This is a genomic window from Microvirga antarctica, from assembly GCF_017921815.1.
Lineage (GTDB): Bacteria > Pseudomonadota > Alphaproteobacteria > Rhizobiales > Beijerinckiaceae > Microvirga > Microvirga antarctica.
This window is the reverse complement of sequence record NZ_JAGEMM010000002.1, coordinates 758,951-775,571: the sequence shown is the minus strand read 5'-3', so window position 1 is coordinate 775,571 and position 16,621 is coordinate 758,951. Positions and strand designations below refer to the sequence as shown.

General features: G+C 62.4%; 16 protein-coding genes. 8 read left to right on the top strand and 8 right to left on the bottom strand.

Annotated elements, in window-relative coordinates; genetic code table 11:
- Nucleotides 1-30 precede the first annotated feature (30 nt).
- On the top strand, nt 31-849 hold the full coding sequence (gene ku / locus J4G32_RS10850) for a non-homologous end joining protein Ku (RefSeq protein ID WP_210490839.1): 819 nt from the start codon (nt 31-33) through the stop codon (nt 847-849).
- Nucleotides 850-867: 18 nt separating this feature from the next.
- Here the strand turns inward: ku (J4G32_RS10850) and ku (J4G32_RS10845) are convergent, their stop codons facing one another.
- Nucleotides 868-1,758, bottom strand: coding sequence for a non-homologous end joining protein Ku (ku, locus tag J4G32_RS10845; protein WP_210490838.1), 891 nt, complete (start codon nt 1,756-1,758; stop codon nt 868-870).
- A 175-nt stretch (nt 1,759-1,933) separates the two neighbouring features.
- On the opposite strand from ku (J4G32_RS10845), the gene J4G32_RS10840 reads away from it, so the two are divergent.
- From J4G32_RS10840 to rimO, 5 genes are all read left to right on the top strand, one after another.
- Nucleotides 1,934-2,899 (top strand): DUF6454 family protein, encoded by a 966-nt coding sequence (locus tag J4G32_RS10840; protein ID WP_210490837.1) that lies wholly within the window; start codon nt 1,934-1,936, stop codon nt 2,897-2,899.
- 133 nt (nt 2,900-3,032) lie between these two features.
- Nucleotides 3,033-3,932 (top strand): hypothetical protein, encoded by a 900-nt coding sequence (locus J4G32_RS10835; protein WP_210490836.1) that lies wholly within the window; start codon nt 3,033-3,035, stop codon nt 3,930-3,932.
- A gap of 16 nt (nt 3,933-3,948) precedes the next feature.
- On the top strand, nt 3,949-4,428 hold the full coding sequence (locus J4G32_RS10830; RefSeq protein WP_210490835.1) for a YbaK/EbsC family protein: 480 nt from the start codon (nt 3,949-3,951) through the stop codon (nt 4,426-4,428).
- Between the two features lie 115 nt (nt 4,429-4,543).
- Nucleotides 4,544-4,786, top strand: coding sequence for a DUF3297 family protein (locus tag J4G32_RS10825; protein ID WP_210490834.1), 243 nt, complete (start codon nt 4,544-4,546; stop codon nt 4,784-4,786).
- Between the two features lie 157 nt (nt 4,787-4,943).
- Entirely contained in the window at nt 4,944-6,260 is a 1,317-nt protein-coding gene (rimO, locus tag J4G32_RS10820; protein ID WP_210490833.1) for a 30S ribosomal protein S12 methylthiotransferase RimO, read from the top strand.
- 7 nt (nt 6,261-6,267) lie between these two features.
- Here rimO and J4G32_RS10815 read toward each other — a convergent pair whose 3' ends face one another.
- The 6 genes from J4G32_RS10815 to J4G32_RS10790 form a co-directional block, all read right to left on the bottom strand.
- Complete coding sequence (locus tag J4G32_RS10815) at nt 6,268-6,897, bottom strand: nicotinamidase (protein WP_210490832.1); 630 nt, start codon at nt 6,895-6,897, stop codon at nt 6,268-6,270.
- Nucleotides 6,898-6,914: 17 nt separating this feature from the next.
- Nucleotides 6,915-7,367 carry a GNAT family N-acetyltransferase gene (locus J4G32_RS10810; protein WP_210490831.1) on the bottom strand — a complete coding sequence of 151 codons (453 nt, stop codon included), beginning with the start codon at nt 7,365-7,367 and terminating at the stop codon, nt 6,915-6,917.
- A gap of 68 nt (nt 7,368-7,435) precedes the next feature.
- Nucleotides 7,436-8,434, bottom strand: coding sequence for a class II fructose-bisphosphatase (glpX, locus tag J4G32_RS10805; RefSeq protein WP_210490830.1), 999 nt, complete (start codon nt 8,432-8,434; stop codon nt 7,436-7,438).
- A 77-nt stretch (nt 8,435-8,511) separates the two neighbouring features.
- Nucleotides 8,512-9,834 carry a homoserine dehydrogenase gene (locus J4G32_RS10800; RefSeq protein WP_210490827.1) on the bottom strand — a complete coding sequence of 441 codons (1,323 nt, stop codon included), beginning with the start codon at nt 9,832-9,834 and terminating at the stop codon, nt 8,512-8,514.
- 82 nt (nt 9,835-9,916) lie between these two features.
- On the bottom strand, nt 9,917-11,137 hold the full coding sequence (locus J4G32_RS10795) for an LL-diaminopimelate aminotransferase (protein WP_210490824.1): 1,221 nt from the start codon (nt 11,135-11,137) through the stop codon (nt 9,917-9,919).
- Nucleotides 11,138-11,175: 38 nt separating this feature from the next.
- Nucleotides 11,176-11,547: a hypothetical protein gene (locus J4G32_RS10790; protein ID WP_210490821.1), complete on the bottom strand. Its 372-nt coding sequence runs from the start codon at nt 11,545-11,547 to the stop codon at nt 11,176-11,178.
- Nucleotides 11,548-11,659: 112 nt separating this feature from the next.
- On the opposite strand from J4G32_RS10790, the gene J4G32_RS10785 reads away from it, so the two are divergent.
- Both J4G32_RS10785 and J4G32_RS10780 read left to right on the top strand, forming a co-directional pair.
- Entirely contained in the window at nt 11,660-13,465 is a 1,806-nt protein-coding gene (locus J4G32_RS10785) for a PHA/PHB synthase family protein (protein WP_210490816.1), read from the top strand.
- Between the two features lie 222 nt (nt 13,466-13,687).
- Nucleotides 13,688-15,118, top strand: a complete 1,431-nt coding sequence (locus J4G32_RS10780; protein WP_210490815.1) for a M10 family metallopeptidase — start codon at nt 13,688-13,690, stop codon at nt 15,116-15,118.
- Between the two features lie 108 nt (nt 15,119-15,226).
- Here J4G32_RS10780 and J4G32_RS10775 read toward each other — a convergent pair whose 3' ends face one another.
- The gene (locus tag J4G32_RS10775) at nt 15,227-16,546 is read right to left on the bottom strand and encodes an OmpP1/FadL family transporter (RefSeq protein WP_210490814.1); all 1,320 of its coding nucleotides are present in this window, start codon (nt 16,544-16,546) and stop codon (nt 15,227-15,229) included.
- Nucleotides 16,547-16,621: the final 75 nt, after the last annotated feature.

Sequence of the window (16,621 nt, the reverse complement as noted above, 5' to 3'; positions counted from 1 at the left end):
CGTCTGTGACCGCGCAGGCTGAGGGACACCATGGCACCGAAGACATTCTGGAAGGGCTACCTGAAGCTGTCATTCGTGACATGCGCCGTTACCATGACACCGGCCGTCTCCGAGGGCGAGAAGGTCAAATTTCACACCCTCAACCGCGCCACCGGCAACCGGATCGAAAGCCGCTATGTGGATTCAGAGACCGGCGCGGTGGTCGAGGGAGACGATGAGGTCAAGGGCTACGAGGTTGGCGAGAATGAATACGTGATCCTCGAGGACGACGAACTCGAGGCCGTAAAACTCGAAAGCACCCGGACGATCGAAATCGACATGTTCGTGCCGAAAGATTCGATCGAGTGGATCTGGTACGACCGTCCGCACTACCTCATGCCCGCGGATTCCGTGGCCCGGGAGGCCTATTCCGTCGTCCGCGAGGCGATGAAGGCCACGGATATGGTGGGGATCTCGCGGGTGGTCCTCTACCGCCGGGAGCGCGCTGTCATGCTCGAACCCCGCGACAACGGGATCGTCCTGTGGACCCTGCGCTATGGCGACGAGGTCCGGAAGGAGGATGTGTATTTCGACGAGATCGAGAAGGTGAAAGTCGAGCCGCCCCTGAAAGCCATGGTCACCACCTTGATCAAGGAACGCTCGCGCAAGTGGGATCCGGCCATGGTGCGTGATCCGGTCCAATTGAAACTGAAGGACATTATCGCCGCCAAGTCCAAACGCGGCGGAAAGCCCGCGGCGCGGAAAAAGCCCGGACCGGAGCGCCCGAACAACGTGGTCAACATCATGGATGCGCTGAAGAAAAGTCTCGCTGCAGAAACAGGCAAGAAGGCGCCGCCCAAGCGAAAGTGAGTGGCTTTTCGCGAGCCATCATCCGGCCTTTCGCTTCGGCGCGGCGGACGCCGCTGCGCGCTTGGCGGGGGCCTTGGCTTTGGCCTTACCGGAAGACGATGCGGCTGATTTTTTAGCACCCTTGCCGGCAGCTCCTGCAGCCCCCGCGCTCTTCCGCAGGGCCTCCATCAGGTCGATGACCTTCGCCTCGGGCTTGGCCGAGGGACGGGCGAAGGGCTTGCTCTCGCGCTTGGCGCGCACAAGATCCGCGAGCGCGCTCTCGTAGCGATCATCGAAAGCGGCGGGGTCGAAGGTGCCGCGCTTGGTGGCAATGATATGCTTGGCGAGATCGAGCATCTCGCCCTCGATCTTCATTGCCGGGATGTCGTCGAACGCGTCTTTCGACGAGCGGATTTCGTAGTCGAAATTCAACGTCGTGGCGATCAACCCCTCGTCGTGGACCCGGATCAGCACCGTCCGAACCCGACGGAACAGAACCGTGCGCGCTAGCGCCGCCACATTGCCCGCTCGCATGCCCTCCCGGATCAGCGCAAAGGCCTCCTGGGCTGCCGGGCTGCTCGGGGTGAGATAATAGGGACGGTCGAAATAGACGTCATCGATATCGCTGCAGGCTACAAACGCCTCGACATTCAGGGTCTTGTCACTGTCAGGGACAGCCGCCGCAATCTCGTCCGGCTCCAGCATCACGTATTCGCCCTTACCGGTCTCATAGCCCTTCACTTGCTCGTCCGCCCCGACCGGTTTTCCCGTTTCCGGATCCACGAACTGGCGGCGGACCCGGTGGCCTGTTTTCCGATTGAGCGTGTGGAAGGCGATCCGGTCCGAACTCGAGGCCGCGGTATAGAGGGCTACCGGACAGGACAACTCGCCGACTTTCAGAAACCCCTTCCAGTTCGCGCGCACGGCCATGGCTGTCCTCCGATTGATCCAACTCAACTCGGCGCTACCCGTGACGTTCCTCATCGCGCATCAGCGTCATCGCGGCGTCGCGCGACAAGGGCAGAGTCTCCGCTTGCACCGGATCCCTTGCGGATTCATGATTGATGGACAAGCGGCACAGTCAATTGCCGCGTTGGAGGACGCCATGACTTCCCGACGACTCGCTTCTTTTTGTGCGGCAATTTCAATCCTGACGCTCCCGCTCGTCGCTTTGACAGCACAGCCCGCCGCTTCTGCCGATACGGCGCTGGGCGAGCGGGTTCTGAAGCTGACGCGAGGCACCAAGTGGGAGCCGGTCACGGCCATCAAGATTCCGTTCAAGACCTTCCATCCCCAGGGCATGATCAAAATCGGCGATGATTTCTTTGTCTCGTCCGTCGATATCCAGACGCCGACCACGCGCTATACCGAGATGAAAGACGGCTATGACCGCGACACCGGCAAGGGTCAGGGCCACCTGTTCAAGATCGGTCCAGACGGCAAGCTTTTGGGCGACCTTATCCTGGGAGAAGGAACGGTCTATCATCCCGGCGGGATGGATTACGATGGGGAATTCCTCTGGGTACCGGTGGCAGAATACCGGCCCAACAGCCAGGCGATCATCTACAAGGTCGATCCCAAAACCATGAAAGCCCTCGAAGTCTTCAGGTTCAAGGATCATATCGGCGGCATCGTCCACAACGCCGAGAACAAGTCCCTGCACGGAGTCTCATGGGGTTCCCGCCGCTTCTATGCGTGGCCGATCGGTGCGGACGGCAAGGTGACCAACGCTGATGCGAAGCCCGAAGAGCTGCGGGTGATGAACCCGGCGCAGTACATCGATTACCAGGATTGTCATTCTCTCGCCGGCCAGCGGATGCTGTGCTCTGGCCTGAATGCCTACAAGGCGAGCGCTGACGGCCCGGTCTTCCGTCTCGGCGGATTCGAAGTGGTCGATCTCAAGGATAACCGGCCCGTCTGGCAGGTGCCGATCGAACTCTGGTCGCCCTCCGGCCTGCCCATGACCCAGAACCCGTTCTTCGTCGAATCAACCGCCACCGGTTTGCGTGCGTATTTCATGCCTGACGACGATGATTCCACGCTGTTTGTCTACGACGCCGCCATCAAGTGACCGATCACCCGCCGGGCGACCGATGCGCCCGGCGGTTCTGTCCCCTGTGTTCCCTTGACTTTGATTTGGCCATCGGCAGTGATGCGCTGAATGGCGAACCCTAGGGAAGGCGCCGATTCAGGGATCTGGGACCATGGGGCATCTGGTACGCCGCTCGCTTTGCGCAATGCTTTTGCCAATGTGTCTGGCAGGTTTATCCGTCACGGCTCAGGCAGCCGACATCCCCTACCCATCCCCCGTGCCCATCGAGGCACCGCTCGCGGTTACCTCGCCGTGGAGCTATCGGTTCATCCCCTATGGGTGGCTGGTGTCCATGAACGGCAATCAAACGGTGCGAGGGCGCACCGTCAAGGTCGACGCCACTTTCGTTGATATTGTTGAGAAATCCGATACGCTTCTGGCACTAATGGGGAATTTCGAGGCGCGCAACGGTGCGCTCGCCCTCTACGCGGATGCGGTCTGGACCAAAATCGGTCTGGATGGAAACACTGTCAGGACGCGCTCGCTGGCCCCCGGCGTGGTCGGGTCCCTGGGCGCTGCCGCCGATTTCAGCACGCAGCTTGCGGTCGTCGAGGTTGGGGCTGCCTATCAGGTGGCGAGCGCCGGCGCGCTCAAATTCGATATCCTCGGTGGCGTGCGCTACTGGTACCAGGAGGCCGATCTCTCGCTCGATCTGGTTGGAACCCTGAACCTTGCCGGCCTTGAGCTTATCGGGGGCCGCGCAGTGGCGAAATCAGGCGCCGTGGACTGGGTCGACCCGGTCATCGGCGCGCGAATCCGTTATGATCTCGCTCCGGGCCACGAACTCTTCGTGCGCGGCGATATCGGCGGCTTTGGCGTCGGCAGCAAGTTCTCGTGGCAGGCCATTGCCGGGTACGGCATGGAGTTCGGCACCTACCAGGGTGTGACCTATTCGGGCGTGATCGGCTACCGCGCGCTCGGCGTGGACTATGCCCAGGGCTCGGGCACCCGCCGCTACGAGTTCGACATGGTGTTGCACGGCCCCGTGGTCGGACTGAGCATGAAATTCTGATCGGACGGTTCTCTTCATGAGCCTCGAATCCGTCCGGGCGTTCCTCGCCGAGAAGGCGCCCCAACTCACGATCATCGAACTATCGACGAGCACCGCCACGGTGGAGCTGGCTGCGGCGGGTCACGGGGTCGTCCCCGGCCAGATCGCCAAGACCCTGTCGCTCAGGATCGGCGATCGCGTCGTTCTTGTGGTCACGCGGGGCGATGCCAGGCTGGACAATCGCAAGATCAAAGCGACGTTTGGCGGAAAGGCCCGGATGCTTGCCGGCGACGAGGTGGAGGCCGTGACCGGTCATCCCGTCGGCGGTGTCTGTCCCTTCGGGCTGGCAACCGCGCTGCCGGTCTATTGCGATGTGTCCCTCAAGGCCTTCGATGAGGTGATCCCGGCGGCTGGCGCGATCCACAGTGCTGTCAGGGTTTCGCCTGACCTTATGGCTGATCTTGCATCCGCCGCCTGGGTCGATGTCTGTCAGGCGGAGGCGGTCGCTCCGACCTGACACCAGGGACATCAGTCGAGGCGCGGGACCGTCCGGCGCACTCGCCGTTTGCATTGGAACCGGAATTGGCTATCTCTGGCCGCAACCCTGGCCCCTCATTCGGAATTCGCGACCTATGACCGACACCCCTCCCGATCGCCTGTCCGGCAACCCGAACAGCCCCTTTTACGATGAGAAGCTGCTCGAGCGCGGCGTGGGTGTCCGCTTCAAGGGCGTCGACAAGACCAATGTCGATGAGTATTGCGTCAGCGAAGGCTGGGTGCGCCTGACCGCGGGAACGGCCAAGGATCGGGCCGGCAACCTGATGACGATCAAGCTCAAGGGCCTTGTCGAGCCGTACTTCCGGGACGTCGAGTAAGGGTCGCTCAACCCCACGACCATCAGAATATCCTTGCAAATCCGGCTGTGATGGTGTCTCACGACCCGCCCAGCCCGTTTTGTCGTGACTGCGTGCCGCCCGCCACAGGGTGCCGGCCTGGGCAGTTCAAACACGTGTCAGAGATGGATGCCCGCGGATGAATGCTCCCGCTCCAAAAGTGTCGTTCGTATCGCTGGGATGCCCCAAGGCCCTGGTCGATTCGGAGCGGATCATCACGCAATTGCGGTCGCAGGGCTATGAACTGACCAAGAAACACGACGGCGCGGACGTGGTCATCGTCAATACCTGCGGCTTTCTCGACAGCGCCAAGGCGGAATCCCTCGACGCCATCGGCCTCGCCATGGCGGAAAACGGCAAGGTGATCGTCACCGGCTGCATGGGCGCGGAGCCAGAGCAGATCCGCGACCGGTTCCCAAACGTTCTGGCGATCACCGGACCGCAGCAATATGAGAGCGTGGTCGGTGCGGTGCACTTGGCAGCCCCGCCGGTCCACGACCCCTTTCTCGACCTCGTGCCCCCGCAGGGCATCAAGCTCACCCCCCGGCACTATGCCTACCTGAAGATTTCCGAGGGCTGCAACAACCGCTGCTCGTTCTGCATCATCCCGAAGCTGCGCGGCGATCTCGTCAGCCGGCCGATCGGCGAAGTGCTGCGCGAGGCCGAGAAACTGGCCAAGGCCGGGGTCAAGGAATTGCTCGTGATCTCGCAGGATACGAGCGCCTACGGCCTGGACATCAAGTACCAGCCCAGCCTTTGGCAGGACCGGGAGGTCCGGACCCGCTTCTATGAGCTGGCGCGGGAGTTGGGCGAGATGGGGATGTGGGTGCGCATGCACTATGTCTATCCGTATCCTCACGTTGACGAAGTCATCCCCCTCATGGCCGAGGGCAAGATCCTGCCTTACCTCGACATCCCCTTCCAGCACGCCTCCCCGTCTGTCCTCAAGGCCATGCGGCGGCCAGCTCACCAGGAAAAGACCCTCGAGCGCATCCGCCGGTGGCGTGAAATCTGCCCGGATCTGGCGATCCGCTCGACATTCATCGTCGGTTTCCCGGGCGAGACGGAGGCCGATGTCGATTTCCTCATGGAATGGCTCGCGGAGGCCAAGCTCGACCGGGTCGGCTGCTTCCGGTACGAACCGGTCGACGGCGCACCCGCCAACGCGCTGGGGGGGCCCGTTCCGCCCGAAGTGAAGGACGCCCGCTGGCACCGTTTCATGAAAACCCAGCGCGATATCAGCGCGCGGATCCAGAAGGCAAAGGTCGGCAAACGCCTTCAGGTCATCATTGACGAGCCCGGCACGACTGTGGCGCGCGGCCGCTCAAAATATGACGCGCCGGAAATCGACGGCTCGGTCTATGTGGGGTCCCGCAGGCCCCTGCGCGCCGGCGATATCGTGACGGTGAAAATCGAACGCGCGGATGAATACGACCTCCACGGGGTCGCCGTCTAACGGCAGTTCAATTCTGGTCATCCAGATTCGAACTGTCGATGACGGCGACTCCGGCCGCAGCCAGATCGGTCCGGATGACATCCAGCGACCCATTGGTGTCGATGGCCCGCGACGCATCGGCGATCAGCAGCGTCTCGAAACCCGCAGCCTGGGCGTCCAGTGCTGTCCAGCCGACACAGAAATCGGTGGCGAGGCCGGCCACGAAGATCCGCCGAAAGCCACGCTCGCGCAGATAACCAGTCAGGCCGGTCTTCGTGCTTCTGTCAGCCTCGATAAAAGCCGAATAACTGTCGATGCCGGGCTCATAGCCTTTGCGGATGATGAGTTCCGCATGCGGAATGTGGAGGTCGCGCGAGATTTCTGCGCCGAAAGTCCCCTGGACGCAGTGATCGGGCCAGAGGATTTGCTGCCCGTAGGGCGCCTTCATTGTCTCGAACGGGCGTCGGCCATGATGGCTTGAGGCAAAGGAGAGATGGCCCGGAGGATGCCAGTCCTGCGTCAGGATGACGTGGCGAAAGAGACCGGCGATCCTGTTGATCGGCCCCAGAATCTCGTGCCCGTTTGCAACCGCCAGCGCTCCGCCCGGGAGGAAATCGTGCTGGACGTCGGTGACGATGAGCAGGTCCGTCGACAGCATGGCGTTGCCCTGATCGGTCAGACCGGGAGCCGGTACTGAAGAAAACCGCTCCGCACCGCAACCTTGTCGTAGAGCGCCCGGGCCGTCTCGTTGGTCTCGTGAGTATTCCAGTAGAGCCTGGCGGCGCCTGCTTCACGGGCCCGGTCTGCGACGGCCTCGATCAGGTGACGCCCGATGCCGCGATTGCGCGCCTTGTCGGAGGCATAGAGATCCTCGAGATAGCAGTAGGAACCCTTTGTCCAGGTCGAAAGATGGAAAAGGTAATGGACGATGCCTACGACATCGCCGTTCAGGACTGCCACGAGGCCATGAACTGGCTCCGAAGGATCGTGGAGGCGGGCCCAGGTGGACTGCGTGATGTCAGGCGAGAGAGCCGCCTTGTAGAAGGCAAGATATCCCTCCCACAGCGCCTGCCATGCCTCTCGGTCGCCGGGCTCTACGGGGCGGATCAGGATCACCGGTTCACCCATGGCTCCCTCGGCTTCACAAGCGACGAATTCCTTCCTCGCCTATTAGGCGAGGAAGGAAGTGTAACGTCTTAATCCAGATGGAATTTCGACAGTTCCCGGTGCTCGCCGAAGATGCGCCGGACCGTGCCGGTTGCCGACCGGTAGACAATCGTCTCGGTGGTGATCACCTTCTCGCCGAACTTGACGCCCTTGAGGAGGCCGCCATCGGTGACCCCGGTCGCGGCCACGATCACGTCGCCGCGGGCCAGGTCCTTCATGTCGTATTTCCGGTTCGGATCGGTCACTCCCATCTGCAGGGCGCGAGAGCGACTTTCCTCGGTGTCGAGGATGAGCCGCGCCTGCATCTGGCCACCGATGCACCGCAAGGCGCCGGCCGCCAGCACGCCCTCAGGGGCAGCGCCGATGCCGAGATAGATATCGATGCCGGTCTCCTGCGGCTGGGTCGTGAAGATCACGCCGGCCACGTCGCCGTCCGAGATCAGGCGAACGCCGACGCCGAGCTTGCGCAGAGACGCGATCAGCGCCTCGTGGCGCGGCCGATCAAGCACGAGGGCTGTCAGTTCCTGGACCTTCACGCCCTTGGCCTTGGCCAGATTGTTGAGGTTCTCTTCCGGTGACGCATCGAGATCGATGGTGCCCTGGGGATAGCCGGGGCCGATGGCGATCTTGTGCATATAGACGTCGGGAGCGGCCAGCAGCGTGCCGGATTCGGCCATGGCCATCACGGCGATGGAGCCCGGCATGTCCTTGGCGCACAGCGTCGTGCCTTCGAGGGGATCGACGGCGATATCCACCTTCGGGCCGTTCTTGTTGCCGACCTTCTCGCCGATGAACAGCATCGGCGCCTCGTCGCGCTCGCCCTCGCCGATCACAACCGTGCCGTCGATGGGAAGCTTGTTCAGTTCCCGCCGCATGGCGTCCACGGCCGCCTGGTCGGCCGCCTTCTCGTTACCGCGTCCGCGCAGTCTGGCGGAGGCAACTGCCGCGCGCTCGGTGACGCGCACGAGTTCGAGGGTCAGGATGCGTTCGATGAGCTGGCCCGGCTGGACTGTGATGCCCTGCGACATGGATGGATCGTCTCCCTTTTGCAGGCGGAGCCAGTCGGCTCTCTGCGCTTGAATGGCGGACCCGCAGGCCCGTTCGATTATTCGCGTTCGATCCGGATCACCTGAGGTGGCTCCGCGATCAGCCCGTCCTCCGAGATCCGCTCGACGGCCGACCGGATTGCCGATTCCGTGGCCGCGTAGGTGATGAGCACCAGCGGGACCGGCGCACCTGAACGTCCGTGCGGATCCTGATTAGCAGCTTTCTCGGATCGTTTCTGCAGAATGCTTTCAAGCGAAATATCAGCCTCGGCCATCCGGGTGGCAACACCTGCCGCGACGCCCGGGCGGTCATGCACAGTCAGGCGAATGTAGTAGCCGCCCTCGTGCCGCTGCATCGGCGAGCGCGTCGCCTTCTCAAGCCTGTCGACGGAGCATCCGAACGGGTGATCGGCCTTCCCGAGCACGACATCGGCGATATCTGCGACCACGGCCGAGGCAGTGGCATCGCCTCCGGCTCCAGGGCCGATCAAGGTCAGTTCCTTGATGGCGTCGGCGTCGATCGTCACCGCGTTCGTGACGCCCATCACCTGCGCGATGGCAGAGCTCTTGGGCACCATCGTGGGATGGACCCGCTGCTCAATGCCCATGGCGTTGCGCTCGGCCACGCCCAGAAGCTTGATCCGGAAACCGAGTTCGGACGCCATCGTGAGATCAAGCGGCGTGATGGACGAAATCCCCTCGACGTAGATCGCCTCAAGGTCGACCTCCGTCTCGAACGCCAGACTGGTCAGGATGGCGAGCTTGTGGGCGGTGTCGAAGCCTTCCACGTCAAACGTCGGGTCCGCTTCCGCATAGCCCAGGCGCTGCGCGTCCTTCAGGCATTCCTGGAATGTCAGACCCTCAATCTCCATTCGCGAGAGGATGTAGTTGCAGGTCCCATTGAGAATTCCGTAGAGCCGCGAGATGGCATTGCCCGGTAGCGCCTCGCGCAGGGTCTTGATCACCGGGATGCCGCCCGCCACCGACGCCTCGAAGGCGAGCGCCACGCCATTCGCCTCGGCAAGGCGCGCAAGTTCCAGACCGTGCTGGGCGAGAAGCGCCTTGTTGGCGGTGACCACGTGCTTGCCAGCGCGCAACGCGGCCTCGACGATTTCCCGGCCCGCCCCTTCGGAACCTCCGACAAGCTCGACCACGCAATCCACGTCAGGCGAGGTCGCGAGCGCGATCGGATCGTCGAACCATTGATAGTCGGCGACATCAAAGCCGCGGTTCTTCGTCCGGTCCCGTGCCGAGACAGCCGTGACCTCGACCGGACGGCCGTAGCGCTGCGTCAGAACTGCATTGCGGCGGGCGAGGATCTTGATGACCGAGGCACCAACCGTGCCAAGGCCGGCAATGCCGACCCGAAGAGGACGTGTCACGGAGAAGGGCTCCTATGGAAAAGTCGCTGCTCTTTACGACTGCTCTGGGCCCATGTCCATGCGAAGCGGCAGACGCCGCGCCTCAGACCGCCTTGCTCAACGGAATGATGTTGTGGAGGGTCGAATCCGCGCCGTCGAAGAATTTCCGGACATTGCGCGCGGCCTGACGGATGCGTTGCTCGTTTTCGACGAGGGCGATCCGCACGTAATCGTCGCCGAACTCGCCAAAACCGATCCCGGGCGCGACCGCGAGGTCGGCCTTCTCGACGAGCAGCTTCGAGAACTCGAGGCTGCCGAGAGAGCGGAACTTCTCCGGAATCGGCACCCATGCGAACATCGACGCCGTGGGAGTGGGCAGCGCCCAGCCAGCCTTCCCAAAGGACTCGATCAGCACGTCGCGGCGACGCTTGTAGGTGGCGCGCATCTCGCGGATGCAATCGTCCGGACCGTTGAGCGCGGCCGTGGCCGCCACCTGAACGGGCGTGAAGGCGCCGTAATCGAGATAGGACTTCACCCGCGCCAAAGCGGCGAGCAGGCGCTCGTTGCCGACCGCGAAGCCGATCCGCCAGCCCGCCATGGAAAAGGTCTTCGACATCGAGGTGAATTCGACAGCGACATCGATCGCGCCCGGAACCTGGAGGATCGACGGCGGCGGGTTTGAATCGTCGAAATAGACCTCCGAATAGGCCAGATCCGACAGCAGAATGAGGTCGTGTTTCTTCGCGAAAGCAACGAGATCGCGGTAGAAATCGAGCGACGCAACGTAAGCGGTGGGGTTCGACGGATAGCAGACCACCAAAGCCACCGGCTTGGGGATGGAGTGCGCGACGGCCCGTTCGGCGGCGGGGAAGAATGCCGGCGTCGGCTCGGCCGGCACCGACCGGATCACCCCGCCGGCCATCAGGAAGCCGAAGGCGTGGATCGGATAGCTGGGATTGGGAACAAGCACCACGTCGCCCGGGGCGGTGATGGCCTGAGCCATGTTGGCGAAGCCCTCTTTCGAGCCGAGCGTGGCCACCACCTGGGTGTCCGGGTTGAGCTTCACCCCGAAGCGGCGCTCATAATAGGCGGCCTGGGCCCGGCGCAAACCGACGATGCCCTTCGAGGCAGAATACCGATCGGTGCGCGGCTTTCCGACGGTCTCGACGAGCTTGTCGATGACGTGCTTTGGCGCCGGAAGATCGGGATTTCCCATTCCGAGATCGACAATATCCGCTCCACCGGCCCGGGCAGCGGCCTTGATGCGATTGACCTGCTCAAACACGTAGGGCGGCAGGCGCTTGATGCGATGGAAATCGGACATGGGTGACCCTCGAGGCAAATCGTGGCGGTTCTGCGGTCTCACCGCGTCTTGGCGGCCGGTGGTGTGACCGCGGGCGGCGGCGCCGTTCCCCCCAGCGTTGCTGCGGCGGTCCCGGCCGCAAGGTTGCGGTCGCGGATCGCATCAAGCTCGGCCTCTGCCGCCTTGACCTCCGCAAGCGTCCGGGGCTTCTCCGGCCGGCCTGGATTGGCGGTGCCGATTGTCATGTACTCAAGCGAGTCAGGGCGAGACTGCGTGACGAAGTCGGGTCGCGCGGCGAGCTTGGGGCCGAATCCGGTGGACGAGACGAGTTCGCCCGCAGCATTCGGGCTGGCGCACGCGGACAGCGTCCCTGCCAGAACGGCAGCCGCCAAAAGAGCGACGCACCGGGGCGCCGCGGTCGGAAAATTCATTTTAATCCCACGATCCATGACATTGCTCTGGCATGTATGATGCCTCAATCGCTAAAATGTCGGAAACGCGGCCCAGGAGCAATGCCTGCGGGCACCTGAGGGAGATCGCCTGATGGACAAGCCGCCGGGACCGGACAAGCCGACGTTGAAATCGCCCGATTTCGACGAACTTTCCCGCAATGTGGCGCTGTTTCTGGATGGTGTGGGTAAAGCGACGGCTGCGTATTTGAAACCCTCGCAAGAGGGTTCGACTCCGTCGAATTTTTCCGAGGAGGCAGCCGAGGCCGTCAAGACCTTCGGCCACGTTGCCGAATCATGGATGTCCGACCCCACCAAGACGCTTGAGGCCCAGACCCGGCTCGGGACGCAGTTCTTCGATCTCTGGACATCGACGCTCAAGCGCGCGCAGGGCGATGCGGCTGACCCTGTGGCGCGCCCGGAGCCGAAGGATTCGCGGTTTCAGGACCCGCAATGGTCCCAGAACCCGGTCTTCGACTTTCTGAAGCAGGCCTATCTCATCACGTCGCGATGGGCCGACGATGTGGTCGAAGGCGCCGAGCACGTCGACGAACCCACCAGACAGAAGGCGCGGTTCTATCTCAAGCAACTCTCCAGCGCCCTGTCCCCGTCGAACTTTCTCCTCACCAATCCGGAGCTGATCCGCGAGACCCTTCACCACAATGGCGCCAACCTGGTCCGGGGTGTCGCTATGCTGGCCGAGGACATCGAGGCTGGCGGAGGGTCGCTGCGCATCCGCCAGTCCGATCCGAGCTTTTTCAAGGTGGGAGTCAATGTCGCAACGACCCCCGGAAAGGTCATTTTTCAGAATGATCTCATGGAGTTGCTACAATATTCTCCCACGACGGATAAAGTCCTGAAGCGGCCGCTCTTGATCGTCCCGCCCTGGATCAACAAGTTCTACATCCTCGATCTCAACCCGGAGAAGAGCTTCATTCGCTGGGCGGTCTCGCAGGGCCTGACGGTGTTCTGCATTTCGTGGGTCAACCCGCGGGCGGAGCATGCCGAGAAGAGCTTCGAGCATTATATGCGCGAGGGCATTTTTGCGGCCCTCGACGCGATCGCGGAGACGACGGGCGAGAAGAAAGTGACGGCCATCGGCTATTGTGTCGGAGGGACCCTGTTGGCCACGACGCTTGCCTACATGGCGGCCAAACGCGACAAGCGCATCGACAGCGCGACGCTCTTCACGGCGCAGGTGGACTTCACCTTTTCGGGCGACCTGAAGGTTTTCGCCAATGCGGAGCAAATTGGCGCGCTCGAGAAAACCATGAAGAAACGTGGCTATCTCGAGGGCAGCCACATGGCCAATGCCTTCAACATGCTGCGGCCGAATGACCTGATCTGGCCTTACGTGGTCAACGTCTACATGAAGGGCAATGCACCCTTCCCGTTCGACCTGCTTTACTGGAACGCGGATTCGACCCGCATGCCGGCTGCCAATCACGCCTTCTACCTGCGCAATTGCTATCTCGACAACAAGCTCTCCAAGGGTGAATTGGAACTCGGCGGCGTGAAACTGGACCTCAAGAAGGTCAAGGTGCCGATCTTCAACCTGGCGACCCGTGAGGATCACATCGCGCCGGCCCAATCCGTCTTTTACGGCTCGGCGCGCTTCGGCGGGCCAGTCGATTTCGTGGTGGCTGGCTCCGGCCACATTGCGGGCGTGGTCAATCCGGTCGCCAAGCCGAAATACCAGTTCTGGACGGGTGGACCGGCTGTGGGAGAGCTGAAAGACTGGATGGCACAGGCGACGGAGACCGAGGGAAGCTGGTGGCCCTACTGGTTCTCCTGGGTGGAAAAACAAGCGCCCAAGCGCGTCCCGGCTCGCGATCCTGCCAAGGGTAAGCTCGCGCCTCTGGCCGATGCCCCCGGCACCTATGTGATGGAGCGGTCCTGATCGAACGGCCGCGTCGCAGGAGATCACCGGTCCCGATTGTGGAGCAAGCTGGCTGATGTGGCCCGGCGGACTTATGGGCCTCCAGAATGCGACCGGTGACGACGGCTGAGGCGCCGGAAATCTTGTCGCGTGTCGAAGGACACAGGACGATCGAACGAAACACGCGCAACATTGTTCTATCCATCAGTGGGTGATCCGTTGGGTCACCGAGAGGAGATGACAATGGCAACCGTGAGAGAGATTCCCGGCAAAGGCTACGGCAACGTCTTTATCGATTCCCTCATTTGGGGCGCCGAGAAATGGGCCAATCCATCCGCCGATCCCGTCACCTACTTCTTTGGGTCGCGCCGTGATTTCAAGGTGGCGGCAGAGATTCATCCGGGCGGAAACAAAGTCCATGAGGGACGGGTGTTCTTCGATGAGCTCAACAAGATGGCTTCAAAGTGGAAGCAGACGGAGAAGCAGGCCTTCGCGTCGGCTCTCTCCCTCTATGAGAGTGTCTGCGGGCTGAAATTCACGCCGAGCACCTCTCCTCAGCACACCAACATCGCATGGTGGCAAACCGCGCTTGGGGACGACATCCTTGGCGCCCATGAGACTCCCGCGGCCGAGCAAAGCTGGGGTATTTTCAATCAATACGATCCGACCTGGAAAAATCTCAAACCCGGCTCCTCCGGGTTCTACACCATCCTCCACGAACTGGGGCACGGGATGGGCTTGGCCCACCCCCACGATGGCGGCGGTAGCGGTGACTCGACCCGCTTCCCGGGCGTCTATGATGCGGAGGACAAGGGAACAGGACACGTGAACCAAGGGGTTTTCACCGTCATGTCCTATAACCGCGCTTGGGATCATGCACCGAAAACGAAGAGTTACGGCCAAATGGCGTCTCTCGGCGCTCTCGATATCGCCGCCTTGCAGACGCTTTACGGGGCCAACAAGCATACGCAGACGAGCGACAATCTGTATGCCTTGCCCAAAGTAAGCAGACCTGGTGCCACATGGTCATGCATCTGGGACGCCGCCGGGAACGATACGATCACGGGTGCAGGCAGCGGCGTTGGCGTCACGATCGACCTGCGCGGAGCGACTCTCCGACCGGGAGACGAGCACGCTGGGGGGTTCATCTCGCAAGCAAAGGGGATCGCCGGCGGCTTTACGATCGCTCACCGAGTCCGGATTGAAAATGCGATCGGCAGCAAACTCAAAGATGTTCTCACTGGCAACGCTGTCGCCAACAAGCTCCTCGGGCACGCCGGCTCCGACACGCTAGAGGGCTTTGGCGGTAACGATTACCTTGATGGAGGCGCGGGAAGCGATCGCCTGAGCGGCGGCTTTGGCGCAGATACATTTGCCTTCACCACGCGGCTGAAAACCGGAGAGATCGAGTCAATCTCGGATTTCAAGCCGGGGACAGACACGATGTCCCTCGCCCATCAGGTGTTCGACAGGATCGGACATCGGGGCGTACTCCAATGGGACGCGTTTGTCTCGGGGTCACAGGCACACGATGCGCACGATCGCATCCTCTACGACGAACAGACAGGTCTCCTCTCCTATGATCCCGACGGATCGGGCGCCATGGCGGCTCATGTGATCGCGCAACTCTCGACAGGGTTGAGACTGTCGCACACCGATTTTCTCGTGAGCTGACAGAGCCTGCCATTCGTCGAGGACGAGGGGGCATCTCTCCCGCCAGAGACCCTTTCAAACGAAAGACCGGCTCGAGGCCGGCCTTTCGTCCGTTCACGTTGGTGGGTGTCAGTATTTGCGCACGATCGGAGCCGGGATCGCAACAGCGGGGTTATCCCACCGGTACTTGACCGAGGCCGAGATCAGGTCGACTGACGAGTCCACATTGGCAGCGAAAACCACGCCGCGCGTCGGGAAGATCGAATTGCCTGGGGCGATGTTGATGTCGGTATTTCCCACCGAGAAGATGTGCGTGTAGGCGACATCGAAGGAGAGCTGATCGCTCCACGCATAGGTGGCGCCGAGCGAGAGCCAGACGCGATCGGAATCGGGCAGACGCGGGTTGCGGTTGTCGAGTTCGATGGGCGAGATCTCGTAGCCGAGGCCCGCCCGGACTTTCCAGGCCGTGTTGACCTGATATTCGCCACCCAGCGAGAAATACCAGCCATCCTCATAATTCAGCGGAAGATAAGGGGCCGATGCGAGCAGACCTCCGGTCAGCTGATTGACCACCCGGGGGGAGCCGAGGCGGCTCCAGTTGGTCCATTCACCGGTCGCATGCAGCGTGAACGCATCGCCGATTTTCTGGCTGAGGCCGACGGAGACCGATTCCGGCAACATCAGATTGGCCTGGATCGGGACGCCGAAATACTGGAACGACCCGTCGAGCTTGTGCTCGACCGCCGAGCGGAAGCCGACGCCGATCTCCGTGCCGCTGAAGGGCGTGAAGGTCGCGCCCAGCGAATAGCCAAACCCGACATTGTCACCTTCAAGACCGGCGCTGGCGGCAAGCGGCGACGGATTGGCGGGCGACGGCCCGACCGCCGAGAAATACCGCACCTTCAGGTACTGGACGCGAACGCCGGCGCCGACGGACAGCCAGTCATTGACCTTGTAGCCGATGGTCGGCATCGCCTCGAGGGAGAAGATCGATGTGGTGCGGGCGTAGAGCTGGCCTGCCCAGATCTCGTTCGGCTTGGTGGCAAGGCCGAAGGGCGCGCCGCTGTAGAGACCGAGCCAGAGGCGATCATTGACCTGGTAGCTGGAGTAGCTGGTCGGCAGGAACGCATCGAGGCCGATATCGCCGGAGGGGCCGAGCGAGGAGAGGCCCCCGGGGATCGTGTAGATCGGGCTGATCTTGGATTCCGGGATGATCGCCGTGGCGTGGAACTCGGACTGGAAGCCTGGCGCCATCGTGATGGTCGCCGGGTTCCAGTACATCGACGAAACGCCGCCGGAACCGGATGCGACGCCGGCGAATGACATCCCCTGCCCCGTGGCGCTCTGCTCGCGAAGCGCGAAAGCACCGGCTTGCGCGCCGTTCTGGGCGCTGATGAGGGTCGCAAGGGAGATCGCGGCCAAGGCTACTGAACGGATCGAATGGCTCATGTAAATTTCCTGCCCTCTCGGACTATCGTCTCTTGATGGCGGACGAATCCGCTGCAGTCCCCACTCTGCCAATGC

Excerpts from the sequence above, each read along its gene's own strand:
- ku (WP_210490839.1), top strand. The coding sequence starts at position 31 with ATGGCACCGAAGACATTCTGGAAGGGCTACCTGAAGCTGTCATTCGTG.
- ku (WP_210490838.1), bottom strand. The coding sequence starts at position 1,758 with ATGGCCGTGCGCGCGAACTGGAAGGGGTTTCTGAAAGTCGGCGAGTTG.
- J4G32_RS10840 (WP_210490837.1), top strand. The coding sequence starts at position 1,934 with ATGACTTCCCGACGACTCGCTTCTTTTTGTGCGGCAATTTCAATCCTG.
- J4G32_RS10835 (WP_210490836.1), top strand. The coding sequence starts at position 3,033 with ATGGGGCATCTGGTACGCCGCTCGCTTTGCGCAATGCTTTTGCCAATG.
- J4G32_RS10830 (WP_210490835.1), top strand. The coding sequence starts at position 3,949 with ATGAGCCTCGAATCCGTCCGGGCGTTCCTCGCCGAGAAGGCGCCCCAA.
- J4G32_RS10825 (WP_210490834.1), top strand. The coding sequence starts at position 4,544 with ATGACCGACACCCCTCCCGATCGCCTGTCCGGCAACCCGAACAGCCCC.
- rimO (WP_210490833.1), top strand. The coding sequence starts at position 4,944 with ATGAATGCTCCCGCTCCAAAAGTGTCGTTCGTATCGCTGGGATGCCCC.
- J4G32_RS10815 (WP_210490832.1), bottom strand. The coding sequence starts at position 6,897 with ATGCTGTCGACGGACCTGCTCATCGTCACCGACGTCCAGCACGATTTC.
- J4G32_RS10810 (WP_210490831.1), bottom strand. The coding sequence starts at position 7,367 with ATGGGTGAACCGGTGATCCTGATCCGCCCCGTAGAGCCCGGCGACCGA.
- glpX (WP_210490830.1), bottom strand. The coding sequence starts at position 8,434 with ATGTCGCAGGGCATCACAGTCCAGCCGGGCCAGCTCATCGAACGCATC.
- J4G32_RS10795 (WP_210490824.1), bottom strand. The coding sequence starts at position 11,137 with ATGTCCGATTTCCATCGCATCAAGCGCCTGCCGCCCTACGTGTTTGAG.
- J4G32_RS10790 (WP_210490821.1), bottom strand. The coding sequence starts at position 11,547 with ATGAATTTTCCGACCGCGGCGCCCCGGTGCGTCGCTCTTTTGGCGGCT.
- J4G32_RS10785 (WP_210490816.1), top strand. The coding sequence starts at position 11,660 with ATGGACAAGCCGCCGGGACCGGACAAGCCGACGTTGAAATCGCCCGAT.
- J4G32_RS10780 (WP_210490815.1), top strand. The coding sequence starts at position 13,688 with ATGGCAACCGTGAGAGAGATTCCCGGCAAAGGCTACGGCAACGTCTTT.
- J4G32_RS10775 (WP_210490814.1), bottom strand. The coding sequence starts at position 16,546 with ATGAGCCATTCGATCCGTTCAGTAGCCTTGGCCGCGATCTCCCTTGCG.